Annotated in this window: 21 protein-coding genes; 6 read left to right on the top strand and 15 right to left on the bottom strand. The window is 60.6% G+C overall.

The genetic code is table 11. From position 1 onward, the window contains the following. Positions 1–10: 10 nt before the first annotated feature. The 3 genes from RM788_RS35695 to RM788_RS53105 all read right to left on the bottom strand — a co-directional run bounded on the left by RM788_RS35695 (position 11) and on the right by RM788_RS53105 (position 3,400). A complete protein-coding gene (locus RM788_RS35695; protein WP_315934839.1) occupies positions 11–1,015 on the bottom strand; it encodes a DDE-type integrase/transposase/recombinase in 1,005 nt (334 codons plus the stop codon). Between the two features lie 147 nt (positions 1,016–1,162). After that, positions 1,163–2,410, bottom strand: coding sequence for a group II intron reverse transcriptase/maturase (ltrA, locus tag RM788_RS35690; RefSeq protein ID WP_315923412.1), 1,248 nt, complete (start codon positions 2,408–2,410; stop codon positions 1,163–1,165). Between the two features lie 582 nt (positions 2,411–2,992). Further along, the gene (locus RM788_RS53105; RefSeq protein ID WP_399341086.1) at positions 2,993–3,400 is read right to left on the bottom strand and encodes a hypothetical protein; all 408 of its coding nucleotides are present in this window, start codon (positions 3,398–3,400) and stop codon (positions 2,993–2,995) included. Between RM788_RS53105 and RM788_RS35680 the strand changes: the two genes are divergently transcribed. Then, positions 3,399–3,848 carry a DUF1889 family protein gene (locus RM788_RS35680; protein WP_315923409.1) on the top strand — a complete coding sequence of 150 codons (450 nt, stop codon included), beginning with the start codon at positions 3,399–3,401 and terminating at the stop codon, positions 3,846–3,848. The genes RM788_RS53105 and RM788_RS35680 overlap by 2 nt on opposite strands. Positions 3,849–3,883: 35 nt before the next feature. Here RM788_RS35680 and RM788_RS35675 read toward each other — a convergent pair whose 3' ends face one another. From RM788_RS35675 to RM788_RS35660, 4 genes are all read right to left on the bottom strand, one after another. After that, entirely contained in the window at positions 3,884–4,735 is an 852-nt protein-coding gene (locus tag RM788_RS35675) for a TIR domain-containing protein (protein WP_315923407.1), read from the bottom strand. Positions 4,736–4,865: 130 nt separating this feature from the next. After that, on the bottom strand, positions 4,866–5,225 hold the full coding sequence (locus RM788_RS35670) for a histone-like nucleoid-structuring protein Lsr2 (RefSeq protein WP_315923405.1): 360 nt from the start codon (positions 5,223–5,225) through the stop codon (positions 4,866–4,868). A 95-nt stretch (positions 5,226–5,320) separates the two neighbouring features. Then, positions 5,321–5,737: a hypothetical protein gene (locus tag RM788_RS35665; protein WP_315923403.1), complete on the bottom strand. Its 417-nt coding sequence runs from the start codon at positions 5,735–5,737 to the stop codon at positions 5,321–5,323. Positions 5,738–5,898: 161 nt separating this feature from the next. After that, a complete protein-coding gene (locus RM788_RS35660) occupies positions 5,899–6,729 on the bottom strand; it encodes a transposase family protein (RefSeq protein WP_315923401.1) in 831 nt (276 codons plus the stop codon). A gap of 356 nt (positions 6,730–7,085) precedes the next feature. Here RM788_RS35660 and RM788_RS35655 point away from each other — a divergent pair, with 356 nt between their 5' ends. Beyond that, positions 7,086–8,801 (top strand): hypothetical protein, encoded by a 1,716-nt coding sequence (locus RM788_RS35655; RefSeq protein ID WP_315923396.1) that lies wholly within the window; start codon positions 7,086–7,088, stop codon positions 8,799–8,801. Here the strand turns inward: RM788_RS35655 and RM788_RS35650 are convergent. After that, positions 8,798–9,904, bottom strand: a complete 1,107-nt coding sequence (locus RM788_RS35650) for a hypothetical protein (RefSeq protein ID WP_315923394.1) — start codon at positions 9,902–9,904, stop codon at positions 8,798–8,800. The two genes, RM788_RS35655 and RM788_RS35650, sit on opposite strands and share 4 nt — an antisense overlap. Positions 9,905–10,148: 244 nt before the next feature. On the opposite strand from RM788_RS35650, the gene RM788_RS35645 reads away from it, so the two are divergent. Continuing rightward, complete coding sequence (locus RM788_RS35645) at positions 10,149–10,385, top strand: helix-turn-helix domain-containing protein (protein ID WP_315923392.1); 237 nt, start codon at positions 10,149–10,151, stop codon at positions 10,383–10,385. Positions 10,386–10,457: 72 nt separating this feature from the next. On the opposite strand, the gene RM788_RS35640 is transcribed toward RM788_RS35645, so the two are convergent. From RM788_RS35640 to RM788_RS35620, 5 genes are all read right to left on the bottom strand, one after another. Next, positions 10,458–10,991: a class IV adenylate cyclase gene (locus tag RM788_RS35640; protein ID WP_315923390.1), complete on the bottom strand. Its 534-nt coding sequence runs from the start codon at positions 10,989–10,991 to the stop codon at positions 10,458–10,460. 37 nt (positions 10,992–11,028) lie between these two features. Continuing rightward, positions 11,029–12,111 carry a radical SAM protein gene (locus RM788_RS35635; RefSeq protein ID WP_315923388.1) on the bottom strand — a complete coding sequence of 361 codons (1,083 nt, stop codon included), beginning with the start codon at positions 12,109–12,111 and terminating at the stop codon, positions 11,029–11,031. 105 nt (positions 12,112–12,216) lie between these two features. Further along, positions 12,217–12,792: a DivIVA domain-containing protein gene (locus RM788_RS35630; RefSeq protein ID WP_315923386.1), complete on the bottom strand. Its 576-nt coding sequence runs from the start codon at positions 12,790–12,792 to the stop codon at positions 12,217–12,219. Beyond that, complete coding sequence (locus RM788_RS35625) at positions 12,792–13,163, bottom strand: globin domain-containing protein (RefSeq protein WP_315923384.1); 372 nt, start codon at positions 13,161–13,163, stop codon at positions 12,792–12,794. Before RM788_RS35625 ends, RM788_RS35630 begins: the two co-directional genes overlap by 1 nt. A gap of 65 nt (positions 13,164–13,228) precedes the next feature. Beyond that, positions 13,229–13,603, bottom strand: coding sequence for a group I truncated hemoglobin (locus RM788_RS35620; protein WP_315923382.1), 375 nt, complete (start codon positions 13,601–13,603; stop codon positions 13,229–13,231). A 1,263-nt stretch (positions 13,604–14,866) separates the two neighbouring features. Between RM788_RS35620 and RM788_RS35615 the strand changes: the two genes are divergently transcribed. After that, a complete protein-coding gene (locus RM788_RS35615; protein WP_315923380.1) occupies positions 14,867–15,520 on the top strand; it encodes an NsdA family TPR-like regulatory protein in 654 nt (217 codons plus the stop codon). A 4-nt stretch (positions 15,521–15,524) separates the two neighbouring features. Here the strand turns inward: RM788_RS35615 and RM788_RS35610 are convergent, their stop codons facing one another. Then, on the bottom strand, positions 15,525–16,349 hold the full coding sequence (locus RM788_RS35610; protein WP_315923378.1) for an alpha/beta hydrolase: 825 nt from the start codon (positions 16,347–16,349) through the stop codon (positions 15,525–15,527). Here RM788_RS35610 and RM788_RS35605 point away from each other — a divergent pair. Continuing rightward, positions 16,239–16,667 carry an NUDIX domain-containing protein gene (locus RM788_RS35605; protein WP_315923376.1) on the top strand — a complete coding sequence of 143 codons (429 nt, stop codon included), beginning with the start codon at positions 16,239–16,241 and terminating at the stop codon, positions 16,665–16,667. The genes RM788_RS35610 and RM788_RS35605 overlap by 111 nt on opposite strands. A 79-nt stretch (positions 16,668–16,746) precedes the next feature. On the opposite strand, the gene RM788_RS35600 is transcribed toward RM788_RS35605, so the two are convergent. After that, positions 16,747–19,722, bottom strand: a complete 2,976-nt coding sequence (locus RM788_RS35600; protein WP_315923374.1) for an NACHT domain-containing protein — start codon at positions 19,720–19,722, stop codon at positions 16,747–16,749. A gap of 150 nt (positions 19,723–19,872) precedes the next feature. Between RM788_RS35600 and RM788_RS35595 the strand changes: the two genes are divergently transcribed. Next, complete coding sequence (locus RM788_RS35595) at positions 19,873–20,217, top strand: hypothetical protein (protein ID WP_315923372.1); 345 nt, start codon at positions 19,873–19,875, stop codon at positions 20,215–20,217. Positions 20,218–20,518 lie beyond the last annotated feature (301 nt).

Below are 20,518 nucleotides of genomic sequence, written 5' to 3'. Positions count from 1 at the left end.
CAGGTGGTGTCTAGGAAGCCGGTTGTGGTTGCTCGACGGGCTGGTTGATCCAGGCCACCCCGGGCAGTTCGGGCGGACGAGGACGGCGTGTGAACCGCTCCGGATGTCGGGCGTAGGCCTTGTCGAGCACGGTTTGGCGGTGGTCACGGACCTGCCCCGCGGTCCCGAAGTGCACCGACGCGGGAGTGTGCATTCCGATACCGGAATGACGGTGCTCATGGTTGTAGGCCAGGAAGAAACCCTCGCAGAACACGCGGGCGTCGGCCAGGGATCCGAACCGGTCGGGAAAGTCGGGCATGTACTTCAAGGTCTTGAACTGCGCTTCGGAATACGGGTTGTCGTTCGAGGTTCGAGGACGGGAATGCGACCGCAGGACACCCAGGCCCACGAGGAGTTCCGAGACCGGTTTGGACACCATCGCACCACCGCGATCGGCGTGGATCGTATGCGGCCGGGCACCGTTGCGGGCAATGGCGTCGGCCAGGAAGTCCTTGGCCAGTACCGCGTCCTCCGCGGCCGCGACCAACCACCCGGTGACATAGCGGGAAAAGATGTCCAACACGACATAGCACTTGTACCACACCCCTTTCACCGGCCCTTTCAACGCGGTGATGTCCCAGGACCACACCTCACCAGGACTGCGGGCCAGCAGTTCGGGCCGGACCCTGGCCGGGTGGGTGGCCACCCGACGACGTTCGCGGACCTGGCCGGCGGCACGGGCGATCCGGTACATCGTGGACACCGAACACCAGTACCGGCCCTGGTCCAGTTCCCGTGCCCACACCTGCGGGATCGCCAGGTCCCGGTAAGCCGGCCCGGTCAGCATCTCGAGCACCAGGGCGCGTTCGCCGGCGTCCAGGGCCTGCGGTGGTGGTCTCCGTGCCGGCCACGGCCCGTGCACGGGGCCGCCCGGGTTGAGGTGTCGATAGTGCGTCGCCCGCGACAATCCTGTCAGGGCACAGGATTTCTTCACCGAGACGTCCACCGCCCGCAGGTCGGCGAACGTGTTCGTCAGGACTTCTTGGGCGGTGTGTCGTCCTGTTCGCTCTCGGAGAGTTCCCGCAAGAGCGCGTGTGGTCGGGTCGCCCAGGGGAATCGCACCCCTGGGCTCCCACAGATCCGTACGTGACAGTCTCCCGTCATACGGCTCTTATCATCCTGATCACCAGATCGAATGGACCCATCTCCACTGAGCGAACAGGTTCGGCCACGTAGCGGTCACCTGTTTCCATCGCTTGTGGAACTTCTTGAAGGTCCTGACCTTCCGATACTTCTTGCGGACCCAGCGCATCAGGTAGTAGTTGACACGCCTAAGCAAGGGATACAGCGCAGTCTGGTAGAACGCGCCGTAGTACTGCATCCAACCGCGCACGACCGGGTTGATCTCCCGGGCGAGTTCGGCGAAAGTACGGCCGGTGCGTAGATGTAGCCGCCAGGCTCGCACCTGCGCACTCATCTTCTTGAGGGCATCCTTACTGACCGCGGGCAGGAACGAAGTGAATATCTCCCCGTTCTTGCCCCGCGCCCCGCGGGCGTGGAAAGTGAACCCCAAGAACGTGAACGACGTCACCGGGTGATCCCGACTGCGTTTCCCGTCCTTGCAGTACACCACCTTGGTCTTGTCCGGATGCAACCGCAACCCGACTTCGACCATCCGTTCCCCGATCGCCTCGACCAGCATGCGCGCCTGACGTTCACTGACGCAATGCACAACCGCATCGTCGACGTAACGTTCAAAAGTGACACCCGGAAAGTTCCGGGACATCCACGTATCGAACGCATAATGAAGAAACAGATTCGCCAATACGGGTGACACCGCTGACCCCTGTGGGGTTCCCCGGTCTCGCTGCAGCAAGGTCCCGTCGGGCCGCTGCAACGGCACAGCAAGCCACCGTTTCACATACAGCAGCACCCAACGAGCGTCGGTGTGAGCCTCCACCGCCTGGACCATCAAGTCCCACGGCACACTGTCGAAGAACTTCTGGATGTCCAAATCGACCACCCAGTCCTTCTTCCAGCATCGCTTCCGGCATACCGCAACCGCGTCCAACGCCGACCGCCCCGGTCGATAGCCATAGGAATCCTGATGGAACAACGGTTCCGCCCGTTGCTCCAGATGCCTGGCCACCACCGTTTGGGCGATTCTGTCAGCCACAGTGGGCACGCCGAGCGTTCTTGTGCCGCCTGGTTTCGGTATCTCTACCGCCAGAACCGGGGGCGGGAAATAGCTGCCCGATGACATCCGATTCCAGATCTTCGCGAGATTTCTCTTCAGATCCTTCTCGAATTCCTCGATCGTGCACCCATCCACCCCCGGAGCACCCCCATTGGCCTTCACCTTCAGGTATGCGTCCCAAACCTCCCGCTTCGAAATGTCGAACGGTTTCACTGATGACTTCAGCTCGTCCATACAGCTCCTCCCAGCTTCCTGGTTGACCGGACACACGAACCACGGACAATCCGGCCCCTTCGCTCCGCCCCCACCGCGCCCAGCAGGAGTTTCACCACTACTACGAGCCAGTCCGCCGGCACACCTCGAATCGGTACTCAATCCCTCGTGGGATCTCCACTTGGGACGCTCCCTCTCATCAGCGCTTCACCCGGAGACGAATTCGCTGTCAGTATCGGGGTATGCCTTCCCACGTTCCGCACGGAAGCAGCAGATCGGGCTCACGTCACCTCCACGCCGGACACCGCCTGGCCAATAAGCGGACACCCGCCAGGCTTATCCCAGGCCGAAAAGTAGTGCCCGGTTCTGATGTCACCTGAATATGTAACGACGCGTCAACAGTGACCCCCACATGCTGGGGGCTGCGCTCCGTCTTCCACGATCCCCACCTGACGCATCATGTGCGCCTTTTCCTGCGTCGCTCACCACCACGGTCTTCGGCCAAGGCGGCAGCAGGCGGTTTGAAATCACCCCCGCAGGGCGACTCCGAAGGGCCAACATCCTTCATCTTCCGTGCAGCACCACGATCAACTGCTCACTACCTCAAGCAGCGTCCCGTGCTCGTGGCACACCTTTTCCCATGATGTCGAGCGCCATCCGGGTCTTGGTCAGATCGGAGGTCAGCTTGTGGTTCTGGCGCCGTAGTTTCTCCAGCTCGATCTGTTCGGCGGATTTCCTGGATGGTGTCATCGAGAGGCCGGGGTTTGCGGGGTCACCGGTCAGGCGTCCTGCGTCGCGTGCTCTGGTCCATTCGATGATGTGGGAGGAGTAGAGGCCTTCGCGCCGCAGGATTGCGCCTTTCTCTCCGTTGGGGGCGTTCTCGTATTCGGTGACCATGTCCAGCTTGTACTGCGGGGTGAACACCCGCCGGGACGGACGTGGTGCCGGATCGGCCTGGCGGCCGCGGTGGGAGGGCTGAGGTTGCTTGGCGGATGGCGAGGTCACGGTCATGAGGATCTCCGATCCCGCCCTCGGTCATGAACCCACCCTCACACAGGGTGTCTCACACCAGTCTGACCAAGAGGGTGCTGGGCACGATGCTCGCAGCGTCGTTGATGACCAGCCGCACGCCCGCAGCGGTGTGGTGCTCGACCCAGTGGTTGAGGTTGCTATGCGCTTCCTCGAACAGCGCGTGAACCATGGCAACAGCCTGGCGGCCACCCTCGACAGACGCGACGCCATCGAGACGCTGCAAGTGCTACACAAGGCCGGATACCGGTACGACGTCAACAACTTGTGCATCTGGTCGTACGCCAACGGGTTCAACTACAGCGAAGTCGAGCGGCTCAAGGAGTTCGCTGAAGGAGTCCAGCAAGGCAAGCGGTTCCAGTTGAAAGCTGGCCGGGCCCTGCGTTCGGACATCGTGAAGATCTGGCAGGACGAGGCCAAGGGTCTTTAAGCAAGTCGGCGCTGTGCTGGTCCTTCAAAGGCCAACTAGATCGCCTTGTTCATATCAACCTCGATGCCCGCGCTCTTGAGCTCAGTGGCGAGCTTCATTTTCCAGCCTTCATCATCCAAGCTGATGTACACAACGCCCATAAAATCACTCGGAATCTCGACGCCGCCTTCGTAAAGAGCAGCGACCTTGGATCGCCCGAGCATCCCCAGAAAGAGACCCAGTTCCAGAACGACATTTTGGCGCGCGCGTGGGCGCCACTCACCATCGCCGATTTTGCGACCTTCGTCATCACCAGTGAGAAGAACGACCGCATACGCTGCCTGTTCTGCGCTTGTCAGCAGCTTGCCAAGAACATCGTGCCCTTGGTTTGCTTCGTCCTCCAGCACAATGACTTGCTGACCGGTTACCTGTTCCAAGAAGCGGCGCACATTTTCGCGACGAAGCAGCGCATGTCCATGGACGATGAAGATCGCACTACCCGATTGCGAAGCAACGGACTGCGCATTGGCACCATCACGCGGGTATACGTCTAGGCGTTTTGCGATCGACCGCAGGACACCACACTTCGCCCGGATGTCATTCAAGACAGCATCGATCCGGTCTTCAGGGATACCTGGTGTTGCCTGGTTCAGCTTGATGTCAACGAGCAAGGCTCCGACGCTGCGGTAGTCGCCAACGGGTGTCTTCGTCATCCATCCACTGGAGTCGAACGAAGCCTCCAGCAGTGCAACGTTGAAGTCATCCCACTCAAAATACTCCTGTTTGAACGCTTCGATCTCGCCAGGCGTAGCGCGAGGAAGCTCCAACAACGCACCCCCGGCCTCGTCCTGACGGAGAAGTTTCGGTTCAAGATCAGTTGGCAAGGCGACCAGGGTCACGTTGGGCATGACAGGAGATCGTAGTCCCGTTGCACCGGCCCTCGGCTGGACGCTTCATGATCGAGAGGATGGCAGGACAAGCACAAGAGCCTGCTGCCTTCATCGGCACCGGGGCTCCATGTGCAGATACTCACCTCGTTCAGTTGTGAGCCGCTTCGAACGCCTCAACGACACTCGCAGGGATACGCCCCCGGTCCGCCAGCTCGTGTCCGTTGGCCTTGGCCCACTCACGGATGGCCCTCGACTGCTCCTTGGTGTGGCCAGCAGCGGAGGACTTGGTGCCGACGCTCGTCACCGCGTTGCCGCGCTTCGCCCGCCCGCCGGTACGCCGAGCGTTCGCCACGAAGTCGGCCAGGGCGTCCCGCAGCTGCGCCGCGTTCTTCTGGCCGAGGTCGATCTCGTAGGTGACGCCGTCGAGACCAAACTGGACAGTCTCGATGTCCTCCCCCGCGGTGCCGTCCAGGTCGTCAACGAGCTGAACAAGAACCTTCTGCGCCATAGGAAGTGCCCTCGCGTGATGTTGGAAGTGCGGCTGGGCGACAGTAGCAAGGTGCGTACCTATTGGAGTGCGCCACGCGAGGAGATGGCACGAACTTAGCCGTTGTCGATGCGCGGAGATTCGCGACGTCGCCGGTACATCGAGACGTCCAAGCCGCTTCCCGTCAGGCTGCTTCTCAGCTCTCGGTCACCGGGGCCGAGGTAGACGAGCGCCGCCACGGCGTCGTTCGACAGGAAGGCTCCCTCGACGGGGTAGGCGTCACCTTGGCGCTTGATCCGCTGTGAGAGCTGGTGTGCGAAGTACTGAGCCAAGCTGTGGCCACTGCGAGTACCGCCGATCTCACGGCCAAGCTGTTCCTTCACGTGCGGGTGTGCGTGGTCCAGTTTGAGGGCGAGTTGGTAGGCGGTCATGAAGGGGCGCCCGAAGTGGTGGCCAGCCTCGTTGACGATCGTGACGTCCTCAAGTGCTTCGAACACCTTGGCTTCGACGTCAAGCTCGTTCCAGACGTTCATATCCGACTCCTGCCCTGTCACCACAGCCGTAGCCGCATGTCGCGACGGGGCACTGTGGTGTTACCGAGAAGGCTCCTGATGGCTCAGCTCGGTCATGAGCTCAGACGCCATCTGATGAACGTTTAGACCGAGCCCAGCCATTGAGGTGATCTCAGCGACTTTCAGATGAGCCGTCCATGCTCGAAATGGGTGAGCACGAGTGCGGCTTTGACGATGCAGCCGATCTTGCGGGGGCTGGTGGTGAAGTGTCGCAGTGCGCGCCATCGTCCGGTCAGCATCGCGAATCCGCGTTCACCGAGGCAGCGCAGGCCGCGTAGCAGGGCGTTGTAGGTGCGAGTGTCGATGTCGAGTACCTGGCCATCCGCAGGCTGTTTGACCGGCGTGAACACGCCGATGCCCGCCCCGTCGTAGCCGTTGTCGGCCAGGGTGGGCAGGTCGAGTTGGGAGGCGGCCCAGTACAGGGCGCCGAGCACGTGCTCGCGGGCCGCGGTCAGGTCGTGTGCGGAGCCGGGTTCGACGTCGCTGATCCATAGCGGGACACCGTTGGGTGCCATCAGAGCTTGGATGTTGCCGCCGTGTTCGCGTGCTTTGCCGGAGTACCAGCGGTCGATCTGTTCGCCTTTCACGCTGGTGGTCTTCTCGGCGAGGCGGTCGGCGGAGAAGATCTTGCCGTCGAGGATGACATGGGCGAGTCCCTCGTTCTTGGCTTGTTGCAGGGCTTCGTGCAATTCCGGGGCCTGCTCGGCGAGCACGGTGATGACCTCGTCGAGGTAGCGGTAGCCGGTGGCGCGGGAGATGCCGTGGTCGCGGGCCAGTGCGGTGATGTCGGTGTTCTGGCGGAACCAGCGCAGCCCCAGTACCGCCTGTCCGTAGCAGGTCAGCGCTCTGACACCCTTACGAGTGCCGCGTTCGCGACGTTCGGCTTGGAGCAGGCGGCCCAGGTACTGGGCGAGTTCGCGGGGCACGTCGAGTGTGGCACGATAGGTGATCACGGGGAGCCTTCTGGTCAGGATTTGATCTTCGCAAATCCAGTCCTACCAGGGGTTCCCCGTCCTTCGTCTTCCGGGCTTCCGTGGCTCTGCTGAGCGTTTTACGAACTCCGCTGGGTTCTCATCGCTGGGATCGCCGTTGGTGAGATCACCTCATTGAGCCGCGTAGTCCAGCGGTGAAGGTCGGCCCTGATTGGTTAATTGACCCAGCGATAAGATGACAAATCCTCATGTTATACCTGAGGTGAACCGACCATCTGGTGTAACGCCTATGCCGACTGACACGACCACATGTTCAACGGATGTCCGCAGGACGCCACTCAGTCATACCCGGTTGACCAGTGAAGGTGCCGCCCAGCATGAATCTACCAGAAAATGTCGTCAACTTGCTCTTGGACCGCGCCGTCCAGGTGGCTTCAGGAATGGTCGACCAGGCCCAGCAAGATGCAGTCGGGTATCTTTACCGGCTGCTTTCCACTCATCCCACTATTGGCCCGCTGCTATTGCAGGCAGCATCACAGCCCGACGATCCTCAGGCGCGTGACGAATTAGCAAACGAGGTCGCCGAAGAGAGCAAATCCGAACCGCTTCAGTCGCAACTACCTCAAGCCCTAGGAAGGATTGAAACTGACAACGTCGATCGTTCCAACCTTAACCAGGATATCAGAATCGGCGACAACGCATCAGGCACCTTTGACATCACCGCCGGACACACTGTCATCAGAGGTGACAAAAACCATATCGGCGATCAAATAAAGAATTTTTACAGCTCGGATCCAAAGTTGGCCTGGGGAGCCACAGGCGGCGTAGCAATATTGGTTATTGTGATTATTTTTCTGGCAAACTCGATAAGCACTCCCGCAGATGGGTCTGAAAAACAGGCACCAGCGACGACTGCTGGCACAACATCATCCGCCGGGAATGCCAGCTCGAAGACTACTGCTTCGTCATCTAGCACCGCTGCCGCGATTGCACCAAGTGGCCAACGACTATATACCGGGAAAACCTTCCTCGCAGCTGAGTCCAATGGCCAGACCTTAGTCATCAAAACTGGAGCAACTAAGACCAGCATCGACCTAACCGCGATCGACATAAAGACTGGTAGGGCGACTGGTAGCTACGGCCTTCCAGCTTTCAACGATCCCCAGTTCGCCTCCCCTGAAGGGTGCAACTACCAGGTCGTAAGAAGGAACGACGGAGCAAATGTTCTACTCAACTTCGAGGAAGATGTAACTGCCGCCCAGGGAACGATCCCCACGACTATAACTCGCAGGCTGGTGGCTCGCAAGGCCGAAGACGGAACCGAGCTATGGACAGCAAAGTCCGAACCCAAGGCTGACAAGAATTCGGCGTTTACAAAATCCGGCTCAGGATGCAGGGGAACGGTCTCGCCTGATTCTATTTCCGCCGACGGAGCATTTGCGTGGATAAGCTTCGCAGGCAACGATAGATTTGAGTCTATCGACATGACCACCGGCAATAAGCTATCAATACCTGATGCCGATCTTAAGCTACTAGGAAGCTACGCGGGAGTACGTGTAGGACAGTCTGACCAGTTTGCTGGCGCACCAGATCACCTTAACCTTGTCAGCCTTAAGGATGGATCTGTCGCCGGAGTAATTACAGACGACGAACTCACCAGCAAGATTGCCAGCGGGTACGGGTTTGCAGTTTCGGGAGACTCGAAGAAAATGATCTTCGAAAATGTCCCCGATTTCGTTTCTTACACCCTCCCAGACATCTCGAAGACCTGGTCGCAGACAGAACACAAAGACATGGGCAGGATTGAGGTAGACACCTCATCGAACACCGTAGTTGGACAAATTGGCGGTTCAATCGACGTCTTCATCACCGGAAGTTCACTTACGACCGGCGAAGAGCTGTGGAAGATTGAGAACGCAAATGCATACTGCGGAAGGAGCAACGGGAAAGCTTACCTGATCGCAAATAACCAGTTTGCAACAATCAACTTGGCAGATGGCAAGCAAATCAGTTTCGATGCATCAGTCAAGAAGTGCCCAAGGATACTGGACGGCGTGATGATTACCGACACCTCATCGGTACTGAAGCTCTAGATGGTGGAGCCGAATTCCTCCTCCAGTACCCACACGAAGTCCACCCCAGCCCGTGGCAGCACCCAGCCGTCGAAGCCAATGTTCACCACCTGGGCGTCCTTGGCGGTACCCGCTTGCTCGATCCGCGGAACCCGGCTGCTGGCGAAGTACTCCTGGGTGTTCATCCACCTGATGCCTGCGTGCCCGTAGTCGAGTTGGACATGCAGCCCCTTGGCAGGACGTGGGAGGTCGAGGTACAGCAAGTGGCCATGGCGTTGGACGAGGCCGCGGTAGGTGTAGGCGACGGTGACTTCCTGGTCAGCTCCAACGTCTGTGCCGAGGCTAACCGTGTACACCTGAGCACCAGCGCGTTCCGTGCGACGGACCTTCCGTGACTTGCCGTCCACGCTGAGGGTGACGAGCTCGAACACGTCGGGGTGCGCGGCATCGAAGCCACCAGAGGCGTCGAAGTGCCACGCGGACGTTGTGCCCGGATCACGGAGTAGCTCGCGGTACTCGTTCTCGTCGACGACACTCGCGAAGCGCATGGTATTGCTGGCGGGCTTGACCTTGTACTCCCAGCGGATGGTGGCGACGAACATCGAGCCCTTGCCCACCTCCGGCCCCTTGTCCCACGGGCTCAAGGTGATGGCGACCTTCACGTCGCGCCAGCGTTCGGGCGCAGTCAGCACCTGGTCGCGCAGATCGGTGTAGAGGTCGCGGGCCAGCTCCTCGTCGTCCAGGCGGAGGGCAAGCGCGTTAGCGGCGATGTGGTCGAGCTGCTCATCTGAGGTGACACCCTTCAACGTCTGGGCATTGAAGGCGAGGCTGTCAAGGACAGCATCGCGGATGGCAGGAGCTGCCCTGTGGAGTGCGGCGTCGAGCGAAACTTCGGCAAGTTGATCGTTAACCCGACGGAGGTAGGCCTCCCAGATCATGGTGACTCCGCCTGCGGTGAAGAAGGTGAACCCGAAGGCGACGAGTGCCGCTGACCAACGTTCAGCAGGTGATGCGTCAGGGTCGAGCGAGTAGCCGAGCACGATCAAACCGACGCCAGCGGCAACAAGAACGACTACAACAAGTTGCAGCATGACTTTGCGGAGTTGGTGAAACGGCTTTTGCATTCACCAATAATTGTAGCAAGTTTTGTCCTAGTGTTAAATAGCAGCCGAGGCCCCTGGATGCTACTGACACCCAGGGGCCTCGCTACGTGCGCAGGAGGGGCTACTTGCCCGTACCGCCCCCGCCGCCGCTCATGGTGATGGACATGGTCACCCCCTTGTCGATCTTGTCGGGAACGCACCAAATGGCACGTTGAGACAATATCCGATTTTGGGATATTGACAACAGTGACGGTGATCTTGCCGTGTGGACAGGAGCATCACCTCGGCGGAGTATCACCGGTTCCGCACTTTGCTGCGCGAACTGCGCGTTGAGGCAGGGCTTACCCAGGTACAGGTAGCCGAACTCCTGCGCGAGCCGCAGTCGTTCGTGAGCAAGTACGAGTCCGGAGAGCGTCGCCTGGACGTCGTCGAGACACGACATGTTGCCGAAGCACTAGGGACGACGCTTGGAGCGATCGTCGCCCGACTCGAGGCGGATTGAACTGCACGGCCCGGCAGATTAGGGAGCGCTGCGGATCACTGTGCTCCCTAATCTGCCGGACAGATATATGAGCTAGTCAAACTTCAGCTCTGCGATCCCAGCCAGCTCGATCCCGTACCGCGCGTACACCTTCGTCGTGTTCTCACCAGTGAGCTGGTCCTCGCCGTAGCCGAGCACCGCGGCCACGCGGATGACGTCCTCGCGGGACTTGCCCTCGATCTCCAGGTACGGCGGGATGCGCGGCCAGCTGTCGATCTCGACCTCGACGCCGTCGAGGATGAAGCTGGTGCGCTTGTTCTCCTGGTAGGACTTCGGCGTGTAGCCGAGCGCGGCCAGGAGCTGGTTGGTCGCGATGAAGTCGCTCACCACCACCTCGGTCTCGTGCGTGCCGTCGATGGCGTCGCTGGTGATCTCCTTGACCGTGAGCGTCACCTCCGAGCCGGTGTCGCGCAGCCGCAGCCACTTGGACTGGTCGCCCGGCGTGATGTCGTAGACGTAGCGCCGCATCAGCTTCTCGCCGAGCAGCTTGCCGCCCTTGCCGAGGATGACCTGCTGGGTGAAGTCCGGGTCGATGTCGAGAACCTTGGCTTCGTGCTCGATAGGCACGGGTGAACTCCTTGGGGTTGGCGGTTCGGGTAGGACGCTATCCGGCAACGCGCGCGACAAGGTGGTTGTACTCCTGCTCGCGCAGCCGGAGGATTTCGCCGCGCAGCGGGCTGTCGAGGAACTTCTCGACCGGCATACAGAGGTCCATGCGCTGGATGCAGACCCCCACCAGGTAGCGGCCTGCGCGGTCGCGATAGAGCCGGACGCCGTAGAAGCCCTCGTGGCAGTCGCGGCCGTTGTTGAACCGGCACCCCGTGCAGGTGTCGGGGAGGCGTACCGGGCGGATCTGCTTGAACAACACCCGCCTCCCGCCGGGTAGCCGGTAGGAGGTGCGGGCGCCGGATACACCTGCCGTGACGTAGCGGGCTTCGGCCACCGCGCCGCGCTCGGCCAGGATGCGGTGGATGGCGTCGACCGACTCCTCGCCGTGGTCCAACGAGTTGAGCAGCCGCACAGACAACTCGGGGGCGTACTCGTCGAGCAGCCGATGCACCCGCTCGGCGTGGCTGTGGTCGAGCACCACGATGTTGGCACTGGCCTTGATGCCGAGCTTCACGCACACGGCGATGGACGCCTGCAACGCTTCGATCTTGCGCGTTGCCAAGGCCACCTTGCGGTAGCGGTCGTGTTGCACCTGGGCCAACTCGTCCGGCGTCGTACCGAAGATCGAGAAGTTCACCCGCGTGAGCCCGGCCTCGGCGCAGGCTTCCAGTACGGCTGCACCGCGTTCGCCGTTGGAGGTCATGCCGATCTCGAAGCCCTGCACGGCAGCGATGCGCGTCAGCTTGTCCACCGCCGGGTGCAGCGTTGGTTCGCCACCGGTGAGGTGGAGTTCGTCCAAGCCAAGCCCGTCACGAAGCAGCCCCAGCACCGAGCCGAACTCGGCGTTGGCCACCATCGGGGCGGGTAGGAAGTCCGCGCCGTTGGTGGCGGCGTAGATCGAAGCCCGTCCCGACTTCCCCGAGGTGACGAAGTTGCCGAGCACCTGGGAACGGTTGTCCACGGCTACCGGTGTGCCCTCGTTGTGGCAGAAGGTGCACGTCAAGCCGCAGGCGTCGATGATTTTCACGCGTAGCGTGCGGTCGCGTTGCACGTGGGTGGGTATGTCGGGCGTCGCCACGGTAGGCCTTTCTTCCAGCGCGCGAGGGAGTGGGATGGACGTTGAGGAAGCAGGAGTCACGCCGGAACCCGCCTGAAGTTGCGGGGTTCGCCGCGGCGGCGTCATCTACGGCGCCTGGTGCACGTCGGTGCCGTGAACTTGGTCGTCTCGAAGCCGGTGTGCACCGGGAAGTTCTCCATTGGCTGGCAGCTCGTGGTCGACCGGCGCGGCGGCCCCCAACTGCTGAACTTCCTCAGCCAGTTGGAGCAACTGGGCCCGGAGCTGGGCCCGGATCACGCTGGCGTGGACGCCCAAGACCTTCGTGCGCTCCGCGGCTTGGTGCATGATCTCGGCGTAGCGTTGGCGAGCGGTGGCGTCGGCTTGAGCGAGGACACGGCGCGCTCGGTCTTCCAGTGCTTCGGCGGCGAGCTGCGCCCGGCTGTAGAGGTGCACCTCTTCCGGGGTCGGCGTCCGCACCCCTTGCTCGGGAATGTTGTGGTCCTCCCGCCAGTTCTTCACCCGGTTGATCTCGGCGCGGGCGCGGGCCAGTTCACGGTCCCGTCCAGCCAAGGTCTCCGCGACGAGGTCGAGGAACTCGTCCACTTGCTCCTCGCGGTAGCCGCGCGTGCCGAACCGACTTGCCGGGAACTGCACGGAGCGGATGTCCTGTGGTGTCAGGCGAAGTCGTCCGTGATCGTTCATCAGGCGTCCCTCACTGCGGTATCGGTGGCGCTAGACGCCCGCGCGGCAGCGTCGATCATCTGAGCAGCGATCTGCTGGTAGGCAGCGAGCCAGTCGGCCGCCAGTTGGGGCGTCCAGTTGTCGCCTTCGAAGTGCGCCAGGGTGGCAAGCAGGCTTTCCCCGACCGGCGGATAGTGCTCGGGCCGTGTCCCGAAGTGAAGGTGTCCTGCGCCGAGATGGGCCAGAAAAGGCCCCAAGGTGGCAGCGTGGTCGACGCTGGCCACGATGCGTCCGAGCGCAGAAACGAACTTGTCCCGCTGCCCAGCCATCGAGATCGGGAACAGGTCGCGGATGTGGGGATGGCATAACGCGAGGTGGCTGTAGAAGAACAAGGCCACGGCGTCGGCGCCCGCCCCGCAGACCCGTGTCCAACTGGCTTTAAGCCCCCCGGCGTCCACTACCTCTTCACCTGCTGCACGATCACGTCGCGAAGCAGCCGCAACTTCGCCGCTACCGTGTACCTGTCTATCGGGGTGACGCCGTACTCCTTGAGCACCGCCGCCAGCGCTGCCAGGACCAAGGCGAAGTGATCATCGGTGATACCCAACCCGGCGTGTGCCGTGGACAAACGAGCAGTGTCGAACTGGGCAGAGTCATCAGTGACAACACCTAGAAACGTTGCCATGTGGTACTTCTGCTGGATCATGTCGGTGTTGGCGAAGTAGCTGTACAGCTCGTCCACCCGCATGATGCGCTCGTAGAAGGTGTCCACTACCGCCTCGACGCCACTACGCCCACCAAGCCGCTCGTACAACGTCGGTTCGCTCGACACCCTGGTCTCCTGTTCCGCTGCGAACAATGGGTGACACCCGATGCCGGGGATCGCCAGCCAGAACGACCGTCAGACCGCAGTCGGGGGTGTACGGCCTTATCGCCCTGCTCGGGGTGGGCGCTGCACCCGGCACCGGGTGTCTTCATCGAGAGTGGCGTTCACCAGCGAAGATGCGCAGAAATCCGGGGAATGATGGTGTATGCCCGAAAGGAATACCCGCCCATCATCAACCGGCGTAACGTGGTCGGGTTGGTACGGGGCGAGAACGACGGTTTCTGATCGGGGACGACCGTATGGGGACGAGTAGCGAGGTGCGCCAGTGCCGCTGCGGCACGCGGCTGGCTCGCGACAACCGCACCGCCACGTGCACCGCTTGCGCCAAAGCAGCACGTCACCACCGCGCCGCACCGCCTCAGGTGTCCGCCGAGTTCTGGCACGAGCCCGCCATGCAGCGGGCACTTTCCGCCTGCGACATGGGCAAGGTGATGCAGGCCTTCCGGACGCATCCATCCCACCGCGCCGACATCTCGCAGGAGGTCGCAGCCGGGTGGGTCGGCGTCACCCAGTCCCGCCTCAGCAAACTCGAAGCCGGTGCCCAGCTCAACGACTTGACGAAGCTCATGCGCTGGGCACATATCCTCGGCGTGCCAGCCGACTTACTGTGGTTTCGGATGCCGAGTACTCCACTGCTGACCAACGGCGCGAAGGCGGTGGTGCAACCTGACGAACCGTCCCCACCGGTCAAACAGTCGCGCAGCAGCGTGCTTCTACCGGTCGTGGTGGATGGTCGCCAGGTTCTCGTGCCGCTCGACGCCACCACAGTGGCCGACAGCGGACTCGGCAGACTCCTCGACGAGCAGTCGGCAACCAACGATGCGTCGGGGGATGACCCCGCCACCGCTGCTGCTTGGAATGCCATGAGCCCGCTTAGTCGTCGTTCACTGCTCGCCCGCGGCCTGGCCGTTGCCGCATTGCCCGCGCTAGGCCTTGAAGAGACGCAGCACATTGCCCTTGCGCTAGCTGATTCGCGGCGCTACCTCGACGGCTCGGTAGTGGACTACTTCCGCCGCCAGCTCGACGCCTGCAAAGCCGACGACGGCCAACTCGGACCTGCCAAGACGCTGCCGATGGTGCTTGGCGTCTTGGGGGGCGATCGAGCAGAGCGCCCGCGACGTCAAGCCGGATGTTCGCCGCCAGCTCGTTGCGGTTGGTGCAAGCGGAGCCGAGTTCGCTGGTTGGCTCTACCGCGACGTTGGCGACCCCGTGCAGGCCACCTACTGGCGCGACCGGGCGATCGAGTGGGCCCAGGAAACGGGCGACACGGCCATGCAGGGCTACGTGCTGCTCAAGAAGGCGCAAGCTGCCTACGACGAGCGCGACGCCTTGCGGATGCTGACCTTGAGCCAAGCTGTTCAGACCGGGCCGTGGCAGTTGCCTATCCGGATTCGAGCCGAGGCCGCCCAACAAGAAGCTCGCGGCCACGCCATGCTCGGCGAGAGCAACGTGATGGTGGAGCGCAAGCTCGACCAGGCCCACCAGTTGCTCGGCGACGCCGAAGAAGCGGACGGCCAGGCGCTCGGCGCCCACTACAACAGCACCCTGCTCACCATGCAGACCGCGATCTGCCACACCGAGGCAGGGCAACCCCGCCGCGCGGCCGAGCTGTACCAACAATGGTTGTCTGCCAACAGGTTCTCACCGCGCGACTACGGCTACTTCCTGTCCCTGATGGCGTCCTCGTTGGCACTGGCTGGCGAACCAGACGAAGCCGCGCGGATGGGGTTGGCCTCTCTCCCCCTGGCTCGTGAGACCAATTCCGGCCGCACCATGCAGGAACTGGCCAAGGTGCTGACGACCTTGACACCGTGGAAGACACGTGCCGCAGTGCGTGAGCTGCAAGAGGCCACGTCGGCGTAGTTAGTCACGAACCGGCGGTGACCCACTCCGCAATGGTGCTGATGGTGAAGGCCTGCCACTCCTGGCTTTGGGGATCGGCGTAGGTCGGGTCGTCGTGCACCGCGATGCCGTGCTGCGCGCCCTCAATTTCCACGAGCTTGTGCTCGACTTGGAGCTGGGAGGCCGCGCCTCGGGAGGAGCCGACCGGGATGAAGGTGTCCCTCGTGCCGTGGATGATGAGGGTCGGCACCGTGATCTCGCCGAGCACGGTGTGCGGCTGGAGCCAGAAGACCTCGTTGAGCAGCGGCCTACTCAGCTTGAACGTCGGCGAGTGGGCAATGTAGCTCTCGTCGACCAACTCGCGGGCTGCTTCGTCGTCGATGTGGTCGTCCGACCAGTACGGCTTGTCGTCGATGAAGCGCTTCTTGTAGTTGAGCAGCGGGTTGATGAGGACGAGGCGTGACAGCTTCTCTGGGCCGCGGGCGGCGAAGTATGCGGTGATGCCACCGGCGAAGCTGGCCCCAAGCAGGCTCACCGACTGCGCACCGGTTGCCTCGCGAACGTGCGCGATGGCGGCGCGGATGTCGTTGAGGATGGCGGAGAGCGTGAGGTCTTCCTGGCGGCCTTCGCTTTCGCCGTGCCCGCGGAGATCGAAGCGCAGCGACGCCACGCCTACCACGCCCAGGCCCTCGGCGAGACGCGTGAAGAAGCCGCTTTCGTCGCGGGTGACGCCACCACCGTGAACGAGGACGACGGCTTGCGACGTAGGAACCTCCGGGGTGACGAGCGTGCCGACAAGGTTCAGACCATCGAGGGTGCGGAGGGTGGTGTTGGTGCTTGTGGAGGGCATGTGAGGGCTCCTGATTGTCGCGGGTACACCAATCATGATCTCAACCTTGGTGCTCGAACGGCGCTCGTGCGCGAGGTCGAAGAGGAAACGGGGCTCCAGGCTGCCGAAGCCACGGCGTACCTCAGGAGCTTCGATTACCTCTCAGACAGCGGTAAGAGGAGCAGGCAGTTCAACTTCGTGGTGACTGCGGACGCGCCTGGGCCGGTGGTGCTGCAGGAGCACGATGAGTACCAGTGGGCACCGATCGAGGACGAGCTGCCCGTGACGGATGCGGTCGAGAAGGTGTTCGAGGCATACCGCGAGCTACGGACGAACTGAGAATCTCCATGATGGTGCCCCTGCGCTCAGTTCAGGGGCACCTACCTACGGGTGTCAGCTCCACGATCATTTGCTGGGCCTACGACTCATCACGGATCTCAAACAAGGGATGCTCCCGGAGCCTGACCATCATGGCCTGGGCTTCGTCGCGTGCCATACCCTTGTACCAGTGATTCTGCTTTGCAATTTCACGCCACAGTCTTTCACTTTCGACGTAAACCTGCGCATCGTCACCCAACTCTGCCAGGAGTTCAACGAGAAGAAGCTGATTTTCAAGATTCCTACCAAAACGAACTTCCCACACGTCCGACTGGTACGCCTCAAGCTGCTCGACAGCCTCCTTCAGCTGCCCCTTCTTGCGCAGAATCTCAACAAGCAGTAAACGCTTTTCGTTCGCTTTCCCAAATTCTTTGGAATCCTCGTGATCCGTTATCAGCTGTCTCAGTTTTTCGTCTGCTTGATCATACGTGCCAGACCAAAATTTTGAGACTATTAGCAAGCTCTGCGCATGATCCGGGTCAATAAAGGCCCACTGCCCAGGAAGGTTGTTGACATGCTCCTCCGCAAGATATCCCAGCAATGCGGCATGCCGGAATTGATAGACACCACCAGACTGCCGAAGAACGCCACGCCGATGCGCGTCCCGGAGAAATAACATTGTACGCCAGGGAAGTCGTCCCCTGGTCGCGAGAGTGCTGCTTCGAAGCAACCAGAGAGTCGAAGCAGAAGATAGCGCAGTAAATCCAATGAAAACGACGACCCCCGATATTGCATCAAGATACTCCGTTCGTCTGGTGACCACCCATGAAACTAGACTCCACATAACCAGCGGACCAGAAATAAATCCGCAGCGTATAAGTACCGCCACGCGGTCAGCACGCAGCAACGCAGGCGGTGATTGGCGTTCGACGAGGGCAGGTGGCAAGAAGTAGAGGCCAGCTGATGAGATCGCCAACGCGACCAGGAAGGCAATAAAACTACCTTGACTCGCTCCAATCATAAGCGATGCCAGCATAGCGATACTAAGGTCAAAACCGATCAATCCAGAAGTCGAAGATTTACTCCATGAACTTTTGCCCGATCGATCAAAGTGCCAGGCTAATACAGGAGGTTCAAGATTCGAGATGATAAGATGAAACGCAAATGACGCTATGTAGAGAGCAGTGAATATCCCGGCAGGGTGCCCTAAGGCCTCACTGATAGAATCTGTCGACACAAACGCAAAAATGCCAGCAGTAATCGCACCAAACGCCAGTAGCCCGAGGATCGTCTCGATGGCAGCATCAAACACCTTGCCAGGCTTCCACCAGCAAAAGTCGCTTGTTTTTTCTACGACAAGTGCAGCAGCGAGAAACCCGAGCCACTTCCTCGCATCCTCGTGATCCCATACCCTAGCGCGCTTGCTGTCACTAGCTATGAATCGAGGCGCAAGGCGAACCTGGACAAATGCATCGAGAAGGTGTTCCGTTAGCGCTTCGATGCTTGAGAACCGCTTGGCATCAAGAAGCTCGATCGGAGATCGCCGCTCCTCGGATTCGCTTCCATCTGCGAGGTCGTAGACCGCGCCCGCCAGCATCGCCATCAAGGGCGTCGTAAGAACACTGCGGAGCACAGCGCTTAAATTGCTCTCTGAATAGAGCTTGACTTGCGCAAAAACATCCGCCCACTCCGCGCTGCGGTTGGTAGTTCGCCCCAAGTACTCTTCTACAGCGCCTAGCTCAGCGTTCTGCATTTCCACAACCGCAGCTCCAACCAGCGGCCGATTCACTGCAACAGCATGGAAGTACTCCTGCCCCCGACTCAGAAGAACAACACTATTTTCACGTTCCACCCAGTTATTGATAGCCCAAAGTGCAGCAGGCCGAACCAGCCCCTCGATTTCATCGAAGCCATCAAGCACCGGCATGATGTGGCCGCCATCAACAAGCCTTTTAGCCCAGGATTCTTTCCTTCTGCCTACCCGCTTTAAGGCATGGTACTCAGTGATGAGCTTTTTGGCTAGCCATTCATTCAGGTCTGGCTGCTTATGAGGGTTCCAGGATGAGAGCTGAAAAATCACAGGCACCGGGCTTACCTCTAAGCGACCATCTGACTCTAGTACCTTCAGCGCTATAGAAGCAGCTAGCGTACTCTTTCCCGCGCCTCCTTGGCCAAGAAGTACGAGTCGAGCACATGGTGCGGTTGACACAAGCTCCACGAGATCATTGACTTGTGCGGATTCCCAACGACTGTCGTTTGGGCCTATTCCCCATTTATCTGCAACGTTGCGTGGATCATCGACATATTGCTCGTCGCGAATGAGCTTCCGCGGCAGAGGGAACGCCGCCGCCCTGCCAACCCGATTTGTCGCGCGCTCCTCGCGCAATTGCTCCTTCACTTGATCGGCAAGGTCAATGAGTATGTCGCGAAGTTCAGGCGTTATAGGGCGAGCATATTTTACTTCCGCCGCCGCGCTGGCCTGAAGCGGAGGAACTGCGGGCGATTTTAAGTTCGGAGCCGCTTGCGCGTATTGCTCAATCATAGCTCGAACTTCGTCTCGAACCTTCGGCCGAATTAGATACCCCTCCAACTCCTGCACAAACGCGAGATAAAGCTCGATCTTCTTCTCTTCGTCCGCTATCGCACCTTTGGTGAAACCAAGCCAGGCTGCAGCTGCAACTACAGAGCCTGGGTTGCCAGCAGGCGAGAACCCCAAAGGTGACTTTCTCAATTCTTTCTTCAGACGATCGTACTGTTCGTCAAATCTAGGCGTCCTGATCTTCAAGAGTTCGGTTGCAGCCGCCGCCTGAAAGACCGGATCGTTACCTCGACGAACCCCTGGAACCAGGGAATTGAAAGCGCGCTCACGCACGTCATTAACCAGCTCTGGAAGTAGCCAACCAAGCACCTCAGAGCGGCAATAGTCTGAAACGTCACCATCAACGCCAAGGCTGTAGAGAACCAGACGAGTCAATTTTCGGGATTCAGCGAGTAGCTGCCGAGAAGGCGGCTTGTCACGAAATAGAACCACATCCCTGAGTGCTTCATCGCGATACTTCTCACTTCCACTACTCATACTTCCGACTCCATCCGATGTTCACCATATGGAGGGGCACACCCGCCAGCTAGTCGACGTAGGAAGCCTTTACATTACAGCATTGCCAAGATCGTCTTTTTATGCATAAATATGTAATGGAGTTCGGCCTCCAACAAGAAGGGGGCCTTCGTGGATATTCGCATTTTCTCCGTCGCAGTGATTGAGTCCTTCAGCTCATTCGTGACAGAGTCTTCCCTCGAAGAGCTGTCGCCCAGCGATCACGCTTGCTTAGCCGACTACATCTACACATGGTTGATGCGTGGCGGTGGCGCTGAGGTGTGTCAAAGAGAATTTCTCTTGCTTCAGATCGCAAATCAAGTCATCGCGGACTACTGGCACCACTATAAAACGGCGCTCGATTACAGCCCTACTCGCTACGGCGGAGCTGTACACGTTGCTCGCCGTACCGAGGATCTGTTCCCGTCCGGATACGGAGTTTCACACCCCATCCTCGACCCCAACATCTTCGCGTAGCACCACTGCGCGAACCCAACCAAATTTTAGGCTGGACTCCAACCGCCCGCTCCTCACCGAGCGGGCTTTGTCCTGACTAAGAACTGGAGTCCGCGCCTTCGCCACCACTGTCCAAGACTGCCCAGCACTGCCCACACATCCCGCGACCTGCCACTTTGCGTCTTTCTTGGGCAGTCTTGGGCAGTTTCGTTCTCAAATCCTCCCCAGGGCAGCAATCTCCTTGGAGTGCAGCTCGTGCGCATCACCAAGTGCAGCCCAAAGGGAGATGCAATGCCCCGCAACCGCTACACCCGCGAAGTTC

The organism is Umezawaea sp. Da 62-37 (assembly GCF_032460545.1).
In the GTDB taxonomy this organism is placed as follows: Bacteria; Actinomycetota; Actinomycetes; order Mycobacteriales; family Pseudonocardiaceae; genus Umezawaea.
This window is presented reverse-complemented; position numbering and strand designations above follow the sequence as displayed.

Bases quoted from the DNA above. Each gene is read 5' to 3' on its own strand.
- RM788_RS35650 (WP_315923394.1), bottom strand. From the start codon at position 9,904: ATGCAAAAGCCGTTTCACCAACTCCGCAAAGTCATGCTGCAACTTGTT.
- RM788_RS35670 (WP_315923405.1), bottom strand. From the start codon at position 5,225: ATGGCGCAGAAGGTTCTTGTTCAGCTCGTTGACGACCTGGACGGCACC.
- RM788_RS35665 (WP_315923403.1), bottom strand. From the start codon at position 5,737: ATGAACGTCTGGAACGAGCTTGACGTCGAAGCCAAGGTGTTCGAAGCA.
- RM788_RS35655 (WP_315923396.1), top strand. From the start codon at position 7,086: ATGAATCTACCAGAAAATGTCGTCAACTTGCTCTTGGACCGCGCCGTC.
- RM788_RS35630 (WP_315923386.1), bottom strand. From the start codon at position 12,792: ATGAACGATCACGGACGACTTCGCCTGACACCACAGGACATCCGCTCC.
- ltrA (WP_315923412.1), bottom strand. From the start codon at position 2,410: ATGGACGAGCTGAAGTCATCAGTGAAACCGTTCGACATTTCGAAGCGG.
- RM788_RS53105 (WP_399341086.1), bottom strand. From the start codon at position 3,400: ATGACCGTGACCTCGCCATCCGCCAAGCAACCTCAGCCCTCCCACCGC.
- RM788_RS35675 (WP_315923407.1), bottom strand. From the start codon at position 4,735: ATGCCCAACGTGACCCTGGTCGCCTTGCCAACTGATCTTGAACCGAAA.
- RM788_RS35680 (WP_315923409.1), top strand. From the start codon at position 3,399: ATGAGGATCTCCGATCCCGCCCTCGGTCATGAACCCACCCTCACACAG.
- RM788_RS35600 (WP_315923374.1), bottom strand. From the start codon at position 19,722: ATGAGTAGTGGAAGTGAGAAGTATCGCGATGAAGCACTCAGGGATGTG.
- RM788_RS35610 (WP_315923378.1), bottom strand. From the start codon at position 16,349: ATGCCCTCCACAAGCACCAACACCACCCTCCGCACCCTCGATGGTCTG.